The following is a 16,319-nucleotide window of genomic DNA, read 5'->3' as shown; positions in this document are numbered from 1 at the left end:
CCGCGGCCCGGCGCCGCGGGGGCCGCAGCCGCCGCGGCGCCCGGGGCCGTGGTGGCACGGCGGGTGCGGGCGCGGGTGCCGGTGACGTCACGAGGACGCGCTGAGCAGCCGCTCGATGTCGTCGAGGACGGCCTGGCCGCCGAGCGGGCCGACGCCGGTGATCCACGTCGACTGGTCGACGAGCCGCACGTCGCCGAGCACGTCCGCGTTCGCGCGCACCGACTCCGGGACGGTGCTCTCGTCCGTCACGTCCGTGGTGGTGACCAGGACGAGGTCCGCCTGCGCCTCGAGCACGAGCTCGGGCGACAGGTCCACGGAGATCGAGTCCTCCCAGTCGCGCTCCGGCGTCGTCAGGCCGACGCACTCCAGGGTGCTGCCGGCGAACGACGTGGGCCCGTACAGCGTGAGGATGCCGTCGCGCGGCCGGATGAGCTGCGCGGTCATGCCGGCGGTCCCGGCCTCCTCGCCGATCTCGGCGCACCGGTCCTCGTACGCACCGAGGACCTCGTCGGCGGCGTCGGGGTCACCGAGGGCCTCGGCGGTGAACCGCACGTTGTCCTGCCACGGGTCGGCCTGCGACGCCATGAACACCGTGGGCGCGACGTCGGAGAGCTGGTCGTACAGCGCGGAGTGCCGGGACTCGGTGCCGATGATGAGGTCCGGTGCCAGGGCCGCGATCTTCTGCACGTTCGGCTCCTGCACGGTGCCGACGGTCTCGATGCCGGCGGCCTCGTCCCCGAGGTAGGCGGGCACCCCGGCGGCCTCGTTCAGCACCGCCGCGCCGACCGGGACGACCCCGAGGGCGACCGCGGTGTCGAGCTGCACCGGCTCCAGGACGACCACGCGCACGGGCTGGTCGGGCACCGTGGTCTCGCCGCGGGCGTGCGTGACGACGTGCCCGGCGGCGGTGCCGGCCGCACCGGGCTCGGCCGCGGCCTCGTCGGCGGTGCCGCTGCCGCCGCAGGCGGCCAGGGCGAGGACGGCGACGGCGGCGAGCAGACCGGTCGCGGACGTCCGGGAGGACAGGTGCACGAGCTTCCCCTTGTCTCGAGAGCAGCCCGCACCACGCGGGCGGCGTCGAGGTTAGCAAAGCCTTACCTGATCTGAGGACGGCGTCCGTGGGACGAGCAGCCGCGAGAGCTCCGCGCCCTCGCAGGTCAGACGCCCCGCGGCACCCGGCCGCGGTGGTGCCAGTACCCCTGGGTGTGCACCCGGGACCCGTCGACACCGCCCGCGAGCAGCGCGTCGCGCACCGCGCGGACCCGGGTGCTCTCGGTCGCGACCCAGGCGTAGAACCCCTCGCCGAGCACTGCCGCGGCGGCGCCGTGCGTGTGCCCCCACGCGGTCACCGCCTCGACGAGCGCGAGCCCCCCGGGCCGGTCGCCGCGCCGCAGCACCGCGACCGCGTGCTCCCCCACGACGTCGTCCAGGGTCGCGGCGTCCGCCGGGTCCCCGGCCTCCAGGAGCACCCGCGCCCGCACCGCGGGCGGCAGCGCGGTGAGGATCCCCCGGACCGCCGGGTAGGCGGTCTCGTCCCCCGCGACCAGCACCTCGCGGACCTCCGACCCCGGCTCCCACTGCACGCCGTGGTCCGGCCGCCCCGCCCGCACGTCCGGGCCGGACACCAGCAGCGGGTCGCCCGGCGCGGCGCCCAGCGCCCAGTCGCTCGCCGGGCCCGCCGGGTCGTGCACGTAGAAGTCCAGGTCGATCTCCGCCTCGTCCGACCGGACCGCGTACGCCGTGTAGCTGCGCAGCACCGGCCGCCGGTGCTCCGGGACGGCGCGCCACACCCGCCGCCAGTCCCGCTCCGGCATCCCCGGCACCAGCTCCGGGCAGGTCGGGCCCAGCAGGATCTTCACCCGCTGGTCCAGCCCGTGCGGGGCGAACCGCACCAGGCCCGACCCGGCCAGGGTGACGCGGACGAACCCCGGCGACAGCCGCCGGACCCGGGACACCCGCGTCGCGAACAGCGTGTTCGGCGAGGTCGCGAAGGGCTCCGGTCCGGCAGGGGTCACCCGGACATTCTGCCGGTGACCCGCTGACCCGTCGCGATGCCGCCGCGGACGGCCCCAGGGCCCCGGGCGCGTCCCGGCCGAGACCGGTCCTGCCGGTACCCGGCAGGCGAGGCGCCGCCCCCGGCGCGCGGCAGGTCGACGGAGACGGTCACCGGCTCCCGCACCCCGGGTGCGTTCCCGGATGGGATGATCGGCCTGTGACTGCGCCCAAGTACCGCGAGCTCGCCGAGCAGCTGCGGGAGCAGTACGCGCAGGCTCCGGTCGGCACGCCGACGCCCAGCGAGCGCCAGCTCGCGGACGACACGGGCGTCTCCCGGATGACGGCCCGCCGGGCGATCGACGAGCTGGTGCGCTCGGGTCTGCTCACGCGCGCGGTCGGGCGGGGGACGTTCGTCACGCAGCCCGCGATGAGCGTCCCGCTCCGGCTCACCAGCTTCACCGAGGACATGCGGGCGCGCGGGCACGTCCCGTCGAGCCGCGTCCTCGGGCTGGAGGTGGTCCGCGCGGACGAGCGCGTCGCCGGGGTGTTCGGCACGGTGGTCGGCGCGCGGGTCACGCTGCTGTCCCGGCTGCGGCTGGCCGACGACGTGCCCATGGCGATCGAGCGCAGCCACCTGCGGACGGATGCCTTCCCGGGGATCGAGCGCCACGACTTCGGGGTCGAGTCGCTCTACCGGGTGCTCGCCGAGGAGTACGGCGTGCGCTTCGAGGCGGGCGAGCAGGTGATCCGGGCCGGTCTGGTCCGGGACGAGGACACGACGACCCTCGCCGTCGCGCCGGGGTCGCCCGTGCTGGAGCTCGCACGGACGACCGTGGCGCACGGCAGCGTCGTCGAGTGGACGGTGTCCACCTACCCGGCGTCGCGGTTCGAGCTCTCCGCCCAGATCGCCCCGCTCACAGCTCCGGGACCTGCGCCGCGAAGCGCGCTACGAGCGCGGCGTTGACGTCGTCGTTCCCGGCGACGTTCGCGCTGCGCCAGCGTGGCGCGTCGGGGGCGAGGTCGTGCACCCGGCGCAGCAGCAGGGTCCACACGGTGGTCGTCGCGAGGCTGGACACCGGGGCGGTCACCGGGGCCTCCGGCGGCCAGGTCGCGTCCCCGGCGGGCACCGCCGTGTCGATGACGACGTCGGCGACGTCCACGAGCCGCTGCCCGGCACGAGGCGGAGCGGCCGCACCGGCGGCCCGCGAGGTCACCGCGACCACGGTGGCCCCGACGGCCACGGCCGCCTGGGCGACCTCCACCGGGAACGGGTTGACCCCGGAGTTGGAGAACACGACCACGGTGTCCCGCGCCTCGATCGCCGCCTCGGCCGCGGTCGCGGCGCCCAGCCCCGGTTCCCGCTCGGCGGTGGTCGCCGACCGCGCGCCGGAGAACGGCAGCACCCGCGGGTGCCAGATCGGCCGCACCCCGGCGAGCCCTCCGGCACGGAAGAAGGTCTCCAGCACTGCGGCCAGCGAGTGCCCGGCGCCGGTCGGCCGGACCAGACCACCCGCACGCGCGGTGCGCACGACGGCCTCGGCCGCGCGGTCGATCGCGTCCGCGTTCCGTGCGCCCACGTCGGCGACGTACGCCCCGAGGTCCTCCATCACAGCCACCCCTTCTCGACGAGTGCGTCCTGCAGCCGCTCCCGGACGTGCGCGACGTCCACGAAGCTCGTGATCGGCACGCTCAGCGGCGCGATCTCCCCCACCTCCGACAGGTAGGTCGGCTGACCGATCACGACGTCCGCGCGCTGCCCGCGCGCCGACCCGACGTCGCTGTGGCTGAGCTCGGCCGGGACGCCCAGGTCCGCGAGAGCCCGTTGCGCGGTCGTGCGCAGGATCAGGCTCGACCCCATCCCGGCCCCGCAGACCGCCAGCACGGACAACGTCTCGGGGCGGGTGGTCGTGCGGACGGCACCGGGCTCGACCGCGGCCACCGGGGCGGCGTCCGCGACGGACGTCGGGACGGGCGCCGCCGGGGCGTCCGCCGCCGGGAGGCGGCGACCGAGCAGGAGCAGCACGGCGACGGTGGCGGCGACGACCACGGCGGCGAGCAGCCACAGCCCCGCGACGCCCAGCGCGGACAGCGGCCCACCGGCCCACCGCAGCGCCCAGCCGACGACGAACCAGTCCGCGTCCGCGAGCGTGGCGAGCTCCGGGGCGGTCCCGCCCCAGACGCCCCACCCGATCCACTGGCCGAACCCGAGCACCACACCGTTCAGGACCCCGCCGAACACGGCCCCGCGCCAGCCCGCGACGGCGTTGCCGAACACGCCACCGGCGCCGCCGCCGAAGAACAGCATGATCATCGGCGGGACCAGCACGAACCAGCCCGCCGCGGCGAACAGGCCCATGAGCACCAGGAACGTCACGGTGGAGGCGAGGAACCCGATCATCACCGCCGTCGGTGCCTGCGTGAACGTCACGGGCAGGTCGAGCGCCGGCCTGGCACCGGGCAGCGCACGCTCGGACAGCCCCTTGAACGCGGGCACGATCTCGGACAGGAACATGCGGACCCCGAACAGCAGGATCGCGATGCCCGCCGCGAACCGCAGGGCCTGCAGCAGCGCCCAGACCACGGGCAGCACGTCCGCGTCGCCCATCTGCTCGGTGACGACGCCGCCGTCGGCGAACAGGATGGCGACCAGCATGATCGCGCCGATGACGAAGGCCGTCGAGACGTTGATGTCCTTGAAGAACGACAGCGCGCGGGGCAGCCGCAGCTGCTCGGAGTCGTGCCGGCGCGGGTCGCCGAGGCGCAGCGCCTTCGCGCCGTACCCGGCCGCGATCGCGATGCTCGAGTCCGTGTGCGCGAGCCCGACGTCGTCGTTGCCCATGACCTTGCGCATCAGCGGGGCGGTCCACAGCGGCTGCAGCACCCAGTAGCAGCCGATCAGCAGCGAGCCGACCGCGGCGAGCACCCACCGGTTCACGTCCCCGAACGCCTCGACCAGGCTCGCGGCGATCACCACGCTCATCCAGTACATGAGGTGCCCGGTCAGGTAGACGAACCGGGCGGCGCGGAACAGCCGCACGAGCACCAGGTGGACGACGAAGCCACCGGCGATGATCAGCGGCACCACCGATCCGACGCCGGAGCCGAACTCGGTCAGGGTCGCGTCGGAGGTCGGCGGTCGCAGACCCATGGCGCTCGCCACGATGGCCTGGAAGCTCACCAGACCGCCGACGAAGATCTCGACGCCGATGTTGAGGACGACGACGCCGATCGTGGCGCGCAGGCCACCGGCCACGACCTGCTCGACCGGTTTGCGCTGCAGGGCGAGACCGACGATCGCGATCAGACCGATGAGCACGGCGACCTGGCCGAACAGGTTCGCGGTGATGAGCTCGACGATGCTCTCGAAGGACGACAAGGGAGCGACTCCTCTGCGGTGGGGAGCGAGCGGATACATGAATGGTATAGCCCATTGCGCCGTCTCCACCAGGACTCAGATCCCAGGCATCGAGGACCGGGTTGACGACGAATCGGCCCGACTGCTCGAATGGGCTATACCACCGCTGCCGCGCAGACCACGCGTGGAGCCGACCCCCGAGGAGCGCACGTGACGGACGAGATCGTGACGCTGGACCGCGTGGTCCTGCGATCCGGGACCGCGACCCGCGAGGAGGCCACCGCCGAGGCCGTCGGCCTGCTCGTCGCCACCGGTGCCGTCACCTCCGACTACCTCGACGCCGTGCTCCAGCGCGAGCAGGAGATGTCGACCCACATGGGCAACGGGCTCGCCGTCCCGCACGGCACCACAGCCGCCAAGGACACCGTCCTCGCCTCCGGCCTCGCGGTCGTGCGGTACGACACGGACGTGGACTGGGGCGGCGCCCCGGTGCGCTTCGTCGTCGCCATCGCCGGCCGCGGGGACGAGCATCTGCACATGCTGGCCCGCATCGCCGTGCTGTTCTCGGACACGTCGACGGTCGAGCGGCTGCAGGCGGCGCCGACCGCCCGCGACCTGCACGCGCTCCTCGTCGCCGCCGAGGCCTGACGTACCGACCGGCGGCGGCGACCGAGGACTTTCGGCCGATGCGCCGGGACAGGCGCGGCGGGGCACCGCCCTGCACCGGTGTGCAGGTCCGACCTACCGCCGGGTCGGTCCCCCACCCGGCCCGGGCGGCGTGCCAGGCTCCTGGCCGTGCCCCTGGACTTCACCGCCATCGACTTCGAGACCGCCGCCCCCGCCAGGTCGTCGGTGTGCGCCGTGGGGATGACCCGGGTGCGCGACGGTGTGGTCGTCGAGAGCTACGCGCGGCTCGTGCGCCCGCCGCAGGGCCTGGGCTGCTTCACGAACACGTGGGTGCACGGCATCGGCCCGGAGCACGTCGCGGCCGCGCCGACCTGGCTGGACCTCCTGCCGGAGGTGCTGCGGTTCGCCGGCTCGGACGTGCTCGTCGCCCACAACGCGGCGTTCGACCGGTCGGTGCTGGTGCAGGCCTCCGCCGAGTACGGGTACGACGCGTCCACCACACCGTTCGTCTGCACGCTGCAGGTCGCGAAGACGCTGCTCGACCTCGACTCGTACCGGCTGCCCACCGTCGCCGGGGCGCTGGGCCTGCCGCCGTTCGACCACCACGACGCCGGGGCCGACGCCCGGTCCGCCGCCCTGGTCGCGGTGGCCCTCGCCGCGCGAGTCGGCGCCGCCGGCGTCACGGCGCTCGGCGCCCACGCCCCGGTCCGGGCGAGCACCCGCACCGCCCGACGTCGGACGTCCGCGCGCGCCTGACCGCACCCCGGACGCTTCCTCAGGTCTCGCAGTCCAGCCCGAGCTGCGTCGCCAGCGCCTCGACGGCCTCCACCGTCCGCGCCCGGCACCAGTCCTCGTCCCGGGCAGTTTCGGCGAACACCCGGCGCAGCGTCAGCGCCTGGCCCTGCCGGTGGACGTCCGCCCGCGCGACCAGGTCGTCGCCGACGAGGACTGCGAGCACGTAGGCGCCGTACGTCCTGCGCGCCTCGGGTTTGTACGCCTCGAACACGTAGTCGAACCCGAACAGACGACGCGTGCGTGCGCGGTCACGGATGAGGTTGTCGAACGGTCCGATCAACCGGGCTCGAGACCCCGGGACGCTGCTGGGCTCCGGCTCGACCACCCAGGCCACCTCGGACCACCCCTCGACGGCGATCGGCCGGTGGCCCCGGTCGTGGAGCGCGGCAGCGACCTGCCCGGCAGGAAGCCGGTAGTACGTCGCCAGGTCCTCGGTCGTGGCGACCCCGAGCGCGCGCAGCGCATGGTCCACGAGCGCCGCGACGCACTCGCCCGGGGTGAGCGTCCGGTCGAGGTGCTCGGTCGGCACGGCGCGCTCCGCGAGGTCCAGCACGCGCTCGCGCCGACGACGTCGGGTCGCGGCGAGCTCTCCCCGCCACACCATGTGCTCGGCCGCGCGCTTGGTCTCCGACCAGCCCCACCCGCCCCCGGTGCGGTCACCTCGCTGCAGCTCGCGGATGGTCAACCCCTGCTCGCTGTCGCCGATCGTCGCGCGGACCCGCTCCCGCACGGCTGCTGGCGGGGTGTCGGTGCGCTCGCGTGCGCGGGCACGGTGGATCTCGAACAGCGGCCAGTCGCCGATCGGCATGACGCACGCGGCGTGCGTGTAGGTCTCGAAGGTCGCAGGGCGCCCGTCGACAGGCCACAGATCGCGGTCGACGCCTCCCACCACCGGGGCGACCGGCATCCGGGCTGCGCACGTGAGCGTGTGCGCGCGGGCGACCCGCGTCAGCGGGTCCCTCTGGAGCAGACCGGCGCGCCGGAGGACCGCCACCGCGCTCTCCGTCTCGTCGTGGAGACCCTGCGCCGCCACCGCGAGACGACGCGCCTGCGCGATCGGCAGCGGGTCAGCCGCGTGCTCGCGCATGGGACGGTCTCGCCTCCGGTCTGGTCGCGCCGCTCGTCGCAGCAGAGGACGACGTCGGCGGTGGGCGGTCGCGGATGCTCCGCGCGTGCGTGGCTCGTTCGTCCACAGTACTGATCTGCGACGACATCGCTGCAGCCCAGGAGCGCGTCCACGTCGAGGATGACACTGCGCGCAGGCTCCGCGGGAGGACGGACAGGTCTGGCACCCTGGCACTGCTCGCCCCACCACCCGTACCCCGCACGCGGGCACCCCGCGCCGCACCCCGTTGGAGGCCCGTTGCCGCTCGTCGCCACCGACCTGGACGGCACGCTCCTGCGCTCCGACGGCACCGTCTCCCCCTACACGGCCGAGGTGCTCCGTGCGCTGGACGCCCAGGGCGTCCCCGTCCTGTTCGTCACGGCGCGCCCGCTGCGCTGGATGACCGACCTGTGGCCCCTCGTCGGACGGCACGGCCTGGCCGTCCTCAGCAACGGCGCCGTCTGGTACGACGTCGCCGGCCAGCGCGTCCGTGAGCTCCGCGGCATCGAGCCGCGCGCCGGCATCGCGCTGTGCGCGGAGCTCGCGCAGGCCCTGCCCGGGGCCGCGTTCGCGATCGAGTGCCTGGACGGGATCCGGTTCGACCCGGACTACGTCCCCGACGACTACTCCGCACCGGACCGCCCTCGCGGACCGCTCTGCGAGGTGTGGACGTCGCCGGCCGCGAAGATCCTCGTCCAGGGGACGCAGTGGCAGCCCTCGACGCTCCGCGAGATCGCGACCTCGACGGTCGGCGACCGTGCCATCGTCACCTGGACGAGCCCGCACCTGCTGGAGCTGAGCGCACCCGGCGTCACGAAGGCCACCACGCTCGCGCGGATCTGCACCGAGCTCGGTGTCCCGGCGGACGACGTCGTGGCCTTCGGCGACATGCCGAACGACTCGGCGATGCTGAGGTGGGCCGGACGCAGCCACGCGGTCGCGAACGCCGACCGGGAGGTCCTCGACCTCGTCGACGAGGTGATCCCGGCGAACGACGACGACGGCGTCGCCAGGACGCTCCAGACGCTGTTCTCGCTGACGGTGCACCCGCGCTAGGACGAACGTCGTCGCGTGCGTGCGTACGCGTGCGCGGCCGGCCGCGGACGGACGATCTCCGCGGAGCGAGCGCGGCGCGCAGGACGTCGGCGTGGGCGCAGGACGCCCGGCCGACGTCCCGCACGCGTCAGCGACCGCCCTGGCCGAGCAGCTCCACCAGCGCTTCGGCGAGCTGCCGGTCGACCTGCTCCGGCACCGGCCCCGCGCCCGTCCACGGCACCTCGCCGCGCGCGATCGCCGCGAGGCTGCGGGCCTGCAGCGACAGCCCGAGGTCCATGGCCTGCACCGGGTTCCCGCCCGCCGCGGTGAGGTTGATCATGCGCGTCCCGGCGAGCACGACGACCTCGCGCCCGTCGGCCAGCCGGTGCACGACGCGGGCGTCGGCGTCCCCTCCGGGCGGGGACAGCGGCACCGACGCCACCGTGGCGGCGCCGATGACGTCGCGGGCACCCGTGGCGAGGAACAGCAGCTCGGTGCCGGGCAGCAGGTCGCGCAGGGAGCCGACCCGGTGGCCGGCCATGATCGCCGTCAGCGCCCGGAACGGGTCGGTGTCGACGACGCAGACCAGCGCGCCCAGGCTGCGCAGGGTGTCGGCGACGCCCTGACCGCACGGCCCGTACCCGACGACCGTCGCCCGGGCCGCGGGCAGCATCGCGTTGGTGGCGTTCATGAAGCCCTGGACGACGCTCTGCCCCACACCGTGCTGGTTCTCGACGACCAGCTTGAGCCGGCTGTCGTTGATCACCACGACCGGGAAGTCGGGCTGCTGCGCGGCGGCCCGGATGCGCAGACCCCCGGTCGTGGTCTCCTCGGTCGCGCCCCGGAACCCCGCGGAGCGCGGCGCCCCGACGGTGAGCCGTGCGACGAGCTCGCCGCCGTTGTCCAGGACGAGGTCGGGCAGCGCGGCGAGCAGCCGGTCGAGGTTCGCCGCGTGCGCTGCGGCGTCGTCGTCGCGCCCGCCGAGCACCGTGACGCCAAGCGCCCGCAGCGCCGCCGCGGTCTCGGGGACGGTGGTCCCGATGTTCCCGGTGACGGTCACCCTCGCTCCGACGTCCAGGAGCCAGCGGCACAGGACCGCCGTCTTCGGCTCGATGTGCAGGCAGATGCCGACGTGCAGGCCGTCGAAGACCGCGGCGTCACGGGCGATGCTGTCGGCGAGCAGCGGCATGCTGCGCGTCGCCCAGTCGATCCCGGGGTCGCCGGTCGGGGTGAGGGCAGGACGGTGTGCGGACATGGTGGAGCCTCTCGGGAGTGCGGGCAGGAGTGGGTGCGGGCGCTTGTCAGCGACCAGCAGCCACCTGCGGATGCATCTCGCGGCGGGTGTCGTCGGCCCCGTACAGGCAGAGGCGACGCGTGGACACGACCACGGCGGCGCTCAGGGCGCCGGTGGTGGTGCGGGTGAGGTCCACGGCAGCACCGTACGCCGGTCGGCCTGGGCACGGGGATGGAACGCGGCCGGGCGTCATCGCGGTCGAGGGGACCACCGCGGGCGGGCCCCTCGACCGTGACGACCACGCCTGGGTGGAGTGGTGTGGGGTGGCTCGTTCGTCGATAGTGCCGACCTGTGGTGACTCCGTCCCTGGCCAAGAGCGTGTACACGTGGAGGGTGATGCTGTGTACAGGCACTCAGCTTCGGGCCGCTAGTGCCTGAAGTGGATGCGGAGCAGTTCCTGGGCGTCTTGCGGTTCTTGCAGCACGATCCGGAGCTCGCCGGTCGTGGTGGTGTCGACACCGTCTTCGGTGAGGGTCCACGTTGCGAGTACCTCTGCTGCGTTCGGGTCTCGGGCGAGTAGAACGTAGTCGTCGTCGTCTGTCGTCCAGGGCGAGTTGGGTCGGAACGACTCTGGTGTCAGTGTGACTTGGGCGTCCTTCCCAACTCTGGTCCAGTCGACCGGGTAATCGTTCCGGTAGATGTTGGGGACTGGCATGCGGACGCTGGGGAACATCAAGGACGGCTCTTGGATGGGCTTGACGAGCTCGTCCCACGCGGCATCTTTCACTTCGAGGTGGTCCAGCACGTCGCAGTTGTGGAACGTGATAGTGAGGTGCGGCGCTCGCACGAACCTGTTGGTGGTCACGGTGAGCACGATCCCGGGCAGGACGACACCGAGGAAGTGCTCGCGTCCACGTGCCATGTTCTCTGGCTTGTCGCGTCGCCACCGCTCGAGCGACTGAGCTCGGGACGTGCCGACGGGTGCGCCAGCCCAGCTGGGCAACAGCACTGAACTGCGCAAGTCACTCAACGACGGCGCGGGCTCGCCGGTGAAGTCGTCTTCCACGAAGCGAAAGGCGTCCTCGATCAATGCGTCGACGTCCTTGATGCGGCCGACGTGGCCGCCCACACGCATGTCAAGCTCGACGGGGGGCCGACTGTTCGCTTGCCCACGTTCAATCAGCGCGAGCATCTCGCCAGCTTGCGCCTTGCGGGTATTGCTCGCTCCGCGAACGTACACTGCGCCGCTCTCCAGGTTTTCTTGACGGTTCGCACCCTGGAAGTCCTTGTGGCAGACGAACATGGGCTGCCCGTCACGCGGAGGGAGGCCGACAACCAAGATCACCTCGCGGTCCTCTGAGACCTTGACGCGTCCGAGCTCGAACCCGGGAAAGGTCGTGCCGACATACGGGCGAAGTCGGTTCTCCAGATCGTGAGGTTCTACTCCGCGAGGGACGCCTGGCGCCGCGCCCTTGCCGGCGCCGACCACGAGCACCGCGTACCCGTGGAACTGCCGCATCGCGTCGGCGGGCAGGCGGTTCGACGCACCGAGCAGAAACCTAGCGATCTTCGCGATACCTGCCGTGGCCGTGAAGTCGAGGTCGCTCTTAGCTTCGAGGAAGCGAGACTCAGCTTCGTCACCGACCGCCACGACGTGCTCCACGATCGCGCGCTGCGCGCGTTCGCCGAGAGGAAGGACGCTCGTGTCCAACAGTCACCTCCACGTGTCATCTGTGTCGGCGAGCGTAGCGGCTGTCCTTGCTCGATTAGCCCGCCGACTCCTCACGAACCGAGGTGCCGCGCTTCGTGAGTCGCGAAGGCGTCTGGCAACTGCGCCATCGTTTCCCTGCGACAAGGCTGCCTGGTAGAGCACGATGAACCCATGGATCTCGGAGAGGTGCATCCCGTTCGTTGGTCCCGTCCCGGGGACCCTCACGACGAGACTGCGGTGCCCGGGACGTACTCGGTGAACGACGAAGGTCGGGTCGAGGCGCATTTGCACGCCACCTGGGACGGATCCGCGTCGTTCGGGTTCAGTGCAGGCCCTGAGCTGCCGCCCCTGCTCCACGGCGAGTCCTTCGGGGAACACATCAACTTGGTCGGCCCACGCTTGGGTCGCTCGAAGGGTGGCATGCGTTCACTCGGCGACATCACGTTGCACGCCGACTACGCGCTGGAAGGGTTCGCCTTCCTCAGCGAGCACGAGCTGGCGTTTACCGACCTGCGGCTCCGCTTCACCGACCAGGACGAGTGGACTGGATGGGACCGTTTCGCAGTCAGCCACCAGATCGGCTCGCTCACCGACGTCAGCGCAAGCTTGCGCCCAGTCGACGAGCTCGCGGCGGAGGTCGACGGCGGCGTCCTACGTCTGGTCGACGCGTCCCGCGTCGTATACGACCCGATCAAACGCCGATGGGAACTTGCGACCCGTTCGATGTTCGAGCTCCACCTCGACGAACCGCTACCGATCGGGGCGATCTTCGACCGCTACGCGTACCCGCTCCAGGTCGCCCTCCTTAGTGCCTCCGGCCGTCTGCCGGGAGTGGCGTCCATGGCCGGGACGAACACCACCTGGGACTTCGCCTCAGGGAACACCCGCGTCACCCCGAGATGGTTCCAGGTCCGACTGTTCCACGGTCCGCTCGACACAGCCCACATCAGCAACCTGACGTTCCTGCACCGACTGGGCGACCTGGACTTTCCGACGCACCTCCCCCGGCTCCTGCGGGTCGTCGAAGTCCACAGGTTCGCGCTGTCGCACTACGCGCTGCTCCACGCCGAGCACGCGGCCGGCGGTCATCTCGCCCGGTTCGGCGTGGCGGTCCAGATGATCGAGGCATTCGACCGGACGCTCCACCCGCTGGACACAGGGACGGTGTCGCTGGAGGCGCGCCTCAAGCGCCTCGAGCACGAGACCGGTGGCCTGATTGACCTCGTGATCGGCAACCGTCGATGGCGAGGCGAGGTCGCACAACTACGGAACTTTGCCCTCCATGGTGACATCCATGCAGTCGACGTCCTGAGAGACCAGCGCCCGCTGGTCGCAGCCAGCGAGGCACTGCTCATGCTCTTCGAGACGCGGTTCCTCGTCGAGATCGGAATCCAGCCGGACCAGGCCCAGAAGCTGGTCACCGGACGCGTCCACCACTGGACGATCGTCCAGGCCATCACGAGCAACTACCCGGCGTTGACCGCGATGCTGGAAACCGAACGTCTCCGACACGGACGCAAGAAGGGGTCGGGCGTCAACCGGACCGCAGCCAGCAGGTGACCGGCCGACACTTGTGCGGGAGCGTCCCGAACTAAATCCATCCAGCTTGCTGGGAAGCGCTTCGTCGCGTGTCGCTGGATCGTTACCGTCGCTGCCTCAACGAGCCCGGGGGCTCGCCGATTTCACAGGTGCGTGCTGCAGGCGACCATGCAGGCAGAGTTCGATCAGCTCGAGGAGACAGCGTGCAGAAGCAGGGGGCCGCGGGTGTGCTCGCCGCGGGAGTGTTGGTCCTGGCGATGAGCGGGTGCAGCGCCGGAAGCGGCGAGCCGGAGGTTACCCCGGCGCCGGCGGTCGCGTCGGAGACGGCGGTAGCTCCCGCGGAGACGCCGACGCCCACGGTCGAGCCTGCCGTGTCGGTGGGCACCCGCGAGGCGCCGCTAGCGATCGGTGAGGCGCGTAAGGTGTCCGAGGCGTCTGCGTGGACGGTTGCGCTGAACGCCACGAACCTCGACGCGGCGGCAGCGATCCAGGCCGCAGACGAGCACGCGCAGGCTCCCGCCGCCGGCGAGCTCTTCGTGACCGGGTCGTTCACGGTGACCGTCGACGGGGCGAAGATCGCGGAGCAGGGCGCCGACCTCGCGAATGACGGCGCAAGCCCGGGCCAGAGCCTGACGGTGACCTACGTTGCGGCCGATGGCACCAGCTACGACGGCTCCTCGGGCACGATGTGCTACACGCCGAGCATGCTCTACAGCCAGGGTGCGGTATTCCAGGACGGTGCGACGGTCATCGGCGATCAGTGCGTCGCGGTCCCCGCCGACAAGGTTGCGGGCGGCCTGTGGCGCGTCTCGAACCTGGCGAACGAAAGCGTCTGGTTCGCGACCTCCTGACCCGACATCGACGGCGCCCCCGTCCTCCTTGCAGGAGGGCGGGGGCGCTCGGTCGTTCTCACACCGGAACGTACGTCCAGATCATCCCGTCGTCGCCCAACCGCGGCGGGTACCCGGCACCGATCTTGTGACCACCGCCGGTCCAGGCGTAGGTGACTCCCCCGCGGGTGATCCGGTGCCTCGCGGCGACCAACTCGCGCACCGCGCGCCCGTCGGGGTCTACATACTCGATCGCGTACATCTGATGCTCCTTGATCCGTAGCCTCGGGCCGCCCTGCTGGCGGTCGTCGACACCTCAAGGGTCCACCTGAGCGCCGCCTTGTGGCTAGGGCAGCCAGGTACGCCGATGTAGCTGGGTGCTCTCTCGCTCGACCAGCGCAAGCGCCTCACTCGGCCTCGCGCCCTCCACGAGCGAGTCGACCGACCGCGCTTCCCGAGTGGTCGCAGCTCCCGGAGGACCGTCGGATTTCGGACGCCGAGCCGTCGCCCTGGTCCGCTCGACGGCAGTCCCCGCCAGCCCGGGGCGCCCCGGGAGGGGCCCCGACTGAACTGAGCACCTGAGGACAGTGTGCTTGTGTGTGTGGGCCCGGCCGGTCTCGAACCGACGACCTCCGCGGTGTAAGCGCGGCGCTCTGACCAACTGAGCTACAGGCCCCTGCCCTCGCTGCGCGACGGCGGTGCGCAAGCCTACCGGTGCGGGCACCCCCGCGTCCGCACCGTGGATCGTCGCTGGTCACGCGTCGGACGGTCGGCGAGGATGCGACCCATGACGGCCCCCTCGCACCCCGCCCTGATCGCCGGTCTGCGTCCGGTGGAGCGCGCGGGCGAGGACCCCGCGACCCGCCGCGTGCTGCGGCACGACGAGGCGGGTGCCGCCCTGCGCGACCTCGCCGCGACGTGGACCCTGCCCGAGGCCGCTGACGCGTGGGTGGCGGGCCTCTGGTCGGCTCCGTTCGGCTGGCGCGCGGCCCTCACCGGGACCGCGCTCGGCCGCGTCCTCCCGGTCCACGACGCCCACCCCTACTCCGCCGCGTCGAGTGTGTGCCGGGTGTGCGGGCACCAGCCGGACCAGGTCCACGACACCGCCGAGGAGCGCTGGCTGCGGCACACCGAGGGCGTGCCCGTCGACGGGGACGTCGCCGACCACGTGCTCGCCCTGGAGGACCTGGCCGGGCACCCGCGCCCGGTGCCGACGGAGTACGACCGGTGGGCGCTGCGCGCGGTGCTGACGATCCTGCGCACCCTGCCCGCGGGCACCCGCCCGTCGAAGGCCCGGGACGCCCTGAAGCGCGCCGCGCTGCTCCCGACGACGAAGCCGTTCGCGTACGGGTCGCTGCTGGAGGAGCTCGCGCTGGTCGGCGTCGTCGCCACGGCCGAGCGCCCGGGCATGGTCGAGCAGTGGACCACCTACGCCGAGCGCGACGAGCGGCCGAGCGTGCGCGTCGAGGTGCAGGCGCCGCTGGCCTGGTGGGATGCGAGCCATGGGCTGCGCGAGGACGTGGTCGAGCAGGTGTTCGGCCACCTCGACACGAGCCCCGTCGACCTCGACGGTCCCCGCCCGACCCCGGTGCCGGACAGGAAGGAGACCGCGACCGTCGCGATCCCCGCGCTGCTGCGCGCCCCGAAGCCGGGCGCCGGGCGGCTGCCCGCGCACGTCGGCACGGGCGACGCCGAGGCGGGCGACGTGTGGGCGCTGCGGCTCGCCGACGACCGGTGGGTCACCCTGTACGTGCACGGCGAGGCCCTGACCAGCCCGCGCCGGTACGTGCTGGTCGAGTACCTCGCGGGCGTGCACCCGGCGTTCCCGGACGCGGCCGACGTCGCGACGACGGTGCAGCCGCGCCGCGACGGGCGCTCGCCGTTCCGGGTGCACTCCCTGGAAAAGCTGCCGCGCGCCCGGCGCATCGCGCGCGGCGTCCCGGCGCCGGGTGCGTCCGAGCCGCTGCCGGACTCCTCGCCGGCCGGCACGGCGGAGTACGTGCGGCAGATGGTCGACTGGTTCTTCCCGAGCGCCTGACCGCGAGGTCGGGGGTACGGGACGAGGTCGGTGCTTCGGTTCCCCCGACCTCGTC

General features: G+C 72.7%; 16 protein-coding genes and 1 tRNA gene. 7 read left to right on the top strand and 10 right to left on the bottom strand.

The window, feature by feature from the left end; all coding sequences use genetic code 11:
• Positions 1 to 87: 87 nt before the first annotated feature.
• A complete protein-coding gene (locus EBM89_RS08430; RefSeq protein WP_199732036.1) occupies positions 88 to 1,032 on the bottom strand; it encodes an ABC transporter substrate-binding protein in 945 nt (314 codons plus the stop codon).
• Positions 1,033 to 1,157: 125 nt separating this feature from the next.
• The gene (locus EBM89_RS08425) at positions 1,158 to 2,015 is read right to left on the bottom strand and encodes a siderophore-interacting protein (RefSeq protein ID WP_122148999.1); all 858 of its coding nucleotides are present in this window, start codon (positions 2,013 to 2,015) and stop codon (positions 1,158 to 1,160) included.
• Positions 2,016 to 2,212: 197 nt separating this feature from the next.
• Here EBM89_RS08425 and EBM89_RS08420 point away from each other — a divergent pair, with 197 nt between their 5' ends.
• Positions 2,213 to 2,959, top strand: coding sequence for a GntR family transcriptional regulator (locus tag EBM89_RS08420; protein ID WP_122148998.1), 747 nt, complete (start codon positions 2,213 to 2,215; stop codon positions 2,957 to 2,959).
• On the opposite strand, the gene EBM89_RS08415 is transcribed toward EBM89_RS08420, so the two are convergent.
• Both EBM89_RS08415 and ulaA read right to left on the bottom strand, forming a co-directional pair.
• Positions 2,910 to 3,602, bottom strand: a complete 693-nt coding sequence (locus tag EBM89_RS08415; RefSeq protein WP_122148997.1) for a sugar isomerase domain-containing protein — start codon at positions 3,600 to 3,602, stop codon at positions 2,910 to 2,912. The two genes, EBM89_RS08420 and EBM89_RS08415, sit on opposite strands and share 50 nt — an antisense overlap.
• On the bottom strand, positions 3,602 to 5,371 hold the full coding sequence (ulaA, locus tag EBM89_RS08410) for a PTS ascorbate transporter subunit IIC (protein ID WP_199732035.1): 1,770 nt from the start codon (positions 5,369 to 5,371) through the stop codon (positions 3,602 to 3,604). The genes EBM89_RS08415 and ulaA overlap by 1 nt, the downstream gene beginning before the upstream one ends.
• A 189-nt stretch (positions 5,372 to 5,560) precedes the next feature.
• Here ulaA and EBM89_RS08405 point away from each other — a divergent pair, with 189 nt between their 5' ends.
• Both EBM89_RS08405 and EBM89_RS08400 read left to right on the top strand, forming a co-directional pair.
• Positions 5,561 to 5,998, top strand: a complete 438-nt coding sequence (locus tag EBM89_RS08405; RefSeq protein ID WP_233571628.1) for a PTS mannitol transporter subunit IIA — start codon at positions 5,561 to 5,563, stop codon at positions 5,996 to 5,998.
• Positions 5,999 to 6,145: 147 nt separating this feature from the next.
• Positions 6,146 to 6,733, top strand: coding sequence for an exonuclease domain-containing protein (locus EBM89_RS08400; protein ID WP_158609573.1), 588 nt, complete (start codon positions 6,146 to 6,148; stop codon positions 6,731 to 6,733).
• A gap of 19 nt (positions 6,734 to 6,752) precedes the next feature.
• Here EBM89_RS08400 and EBM89_RS08395 read toward each other — a convergent pair whose 3' ends face one another.
• Positions 6,753 to 7,859 carry a DNA glycosylase AlkZ-like family protein gene (locus tag EBM89_RS08395; RefSeq protein ID WP_122148993.1) on the bottom strand — a complete coding sequence of 369 codons (1,107 nt, stop codon included), beginning with the start codon at positions 7,857 to 7,859 and terminating at the stop codon, positions 6,753 to 6,755.
• A gap of 276 nt (positions 7,860 to 8,135) precedes the next feature.
• Between EBM89_RS08395 and EBM89_RS08390 the strand changes: the two genes are divergently transcribed.
• Positions 8,136 to 8,933: an HAD family hydrolase gene (locus tag EBM89_RS08390; protein ID WP_199732034.1), complete on the top strand. Its 798-nt coding sequence runs from the start codon at positions 8,136 to 8,138 to the stop codon at positions 8,931 to 8,933.
• 127 nt (positions 8,934 to 9,060) lie between these two features.
• On the opposite strand, the gene EBM89_RS08385 is transcribed toward EBM89_RS08390, so the two are convergent.
• The 3 genes from EBM89_RS08385 to EBM89_RS08380 form a co-directional block, all read right to left on the bottom strand.
• On the bottom strand, positions 9,061 to 10,167 hold the full coding sequence (locus tag EBM89_RS08385; protein ID WP_122148991.1) for an adenosylhomocysteinase: 1,107 nt from the start codon (positions 10,165 to 10,167) through the stop codon (positions 9,061 to 9,063).
• A gap of 46 nt (positions 10,168 to 10,213) precedes the next feature.
• Positions 10,214 to 10,342 (bottom strand): hypothetical protein, encoded by a 129-nt coding sequence (locus EBM89_RS22365; RefSeq protein ID WP_255414341.1) that lies wholly within the window; start codon positions 10,340 to 10,342, stop codon positions 10,214 to 10,216.
• 231 nt (positions 10,343 to 10,573) lie between these two features.
• On the bottom strand, positions 10,574 to 11,857 hold the full coding sequence (locus EBM89_RS08380; RefSeq protein ID WP_122148990.1) for a hypothetical protein: 1,284 nt from the start codon (positions 11,855 to 11,857) through the stop codon (positions 10,574 to 10,576).
• A 171-nt stretch (positions 11,858 to 12,028) separates the two neighbouring features.
• Between EBM89_RS08380 and EBM89_RS08375 the strand changes: the two genes are divergently transcribed.
• Positions 12,029 to 13,417, top strand: coding sequence for an ApeA N-terminal domain 1-containing protein (locus EBM89_RS08375; protein WP_147463491.1), 1,389 nt, complete (start codon positions 12,029 to 12,031; stop codon positions 13,415 to 13,417).
• 182 nt (positions 13,418 to 13,599) lie between these two features.
• Complete coding sequence (locus EBM89_RS08370) at positions 13,600 to 14,247, top strand: hypothetical protein (RefSeq protein ID WP_122148988.1); 648 nt, start codon at positions 13,600 to 13,602, stop codon at positions 14,245 to 14,247.
• A gap of 58 nt (positions 14,248 to 14,305) precedes the next feature.
• Here the strand turns inward: EBM89_RS08370 and EBM89_RS08365 are convergent, their stop codons facing one another.
• Both EBM89_RS08365 and EBM89_RS08360 read right to left on the bottom strand, forming a co-directional pair.
• A complete protein-coding gene (locus EBM89_RS08365) occupies positions 14,306 to 14,488 on the bottom strand; it encodes a hypothetical protein (RefSeq protein ID WP_122148987.1) in 183 nt (60 codons plus the stop codon).
• 340 nt (positions 14,489 to 14,828) lie between these two features.
• Positions 14,829 to 14,902 (bottom strand) — tRNA-Val (locus EBM89_RS08360).
• Between the two features lie 111 nt (positions 14,903 to 15,013).
• Here EBM89_RS08360 and EBM89_RS08355 point away from each other — a divergent pair.
• Entirely contained in the window at positions 15,014 to 16,264 is a 1,251-nt protein-coding gene (locus EBM89_RS08355; protein WP_122148986.1) for a hypothetical protein, read from the top strand.
• The last annotated feature ends 55 nt before the right edge of the window (positions 16,265 to 16,319 follow it).

Origin of the sequence: Cellulomonas triticagri, from assembly GCF_003696205.1 — a bacterium.
Lineage (GTDB): Bacteria > Actinomycetota > Actinomycetes > Actinomycetales > Cellulomonadaceae > Cellulomonas > Cellulomonas triticagri.
The sequence above is the reverse complement of the archived record's forward strand: the minus strand, read 5'-3'. Positions and strand labels throughout refer to the sequence as shown.

Bases quoted from the DNA above. Each gene is read 5' to 3' on its own strand.
- EBM89_RS08395 (WP_122148993.1), bottom strand. From the start codon at position 7,859: ATGCGCGAGCACGCGGCTGACCCGCTGCCGATCGCGCAGGCGCGTCGT.
- EBM89_RS08365 (WP_122148987.1), bottom strand. From the start codon at position 14,488: ATGTACGCGATCGAGTATGTAGACCCCGACGGGCGCGCGGTGCGCGAG.
- EBM89_RS08415 (WP_122148997.1), bottom strand. From the start codon at position 3,602: ATGGAGGACCTCGGGGCGTACGTCGCCGACGTGGGCGCACGGAACGCG.
- EBM89_RS08375 (WP_147463491.1), top strand. From the start codon at position 12,029: ATGGATCTCGGAGAGGTGCATCCCGTTCGTTGGTCCCGTCCCGGGGAC.
- EBM89_RS08385 (WP_122148991.1), bottom strand. From the start codon at position 10,167: ATGTCCGCACACCGTCCTGCCCTCACCCCGACCGGCGACCCCGGGATC.
- EBM89_RS08355 (WP_122148986.1), top strand. From the start codon at position 15,014: ATGACGGCCCCCTCGCACCCCGCCCTGATCGCCGGTCTGCGTCCGGTG.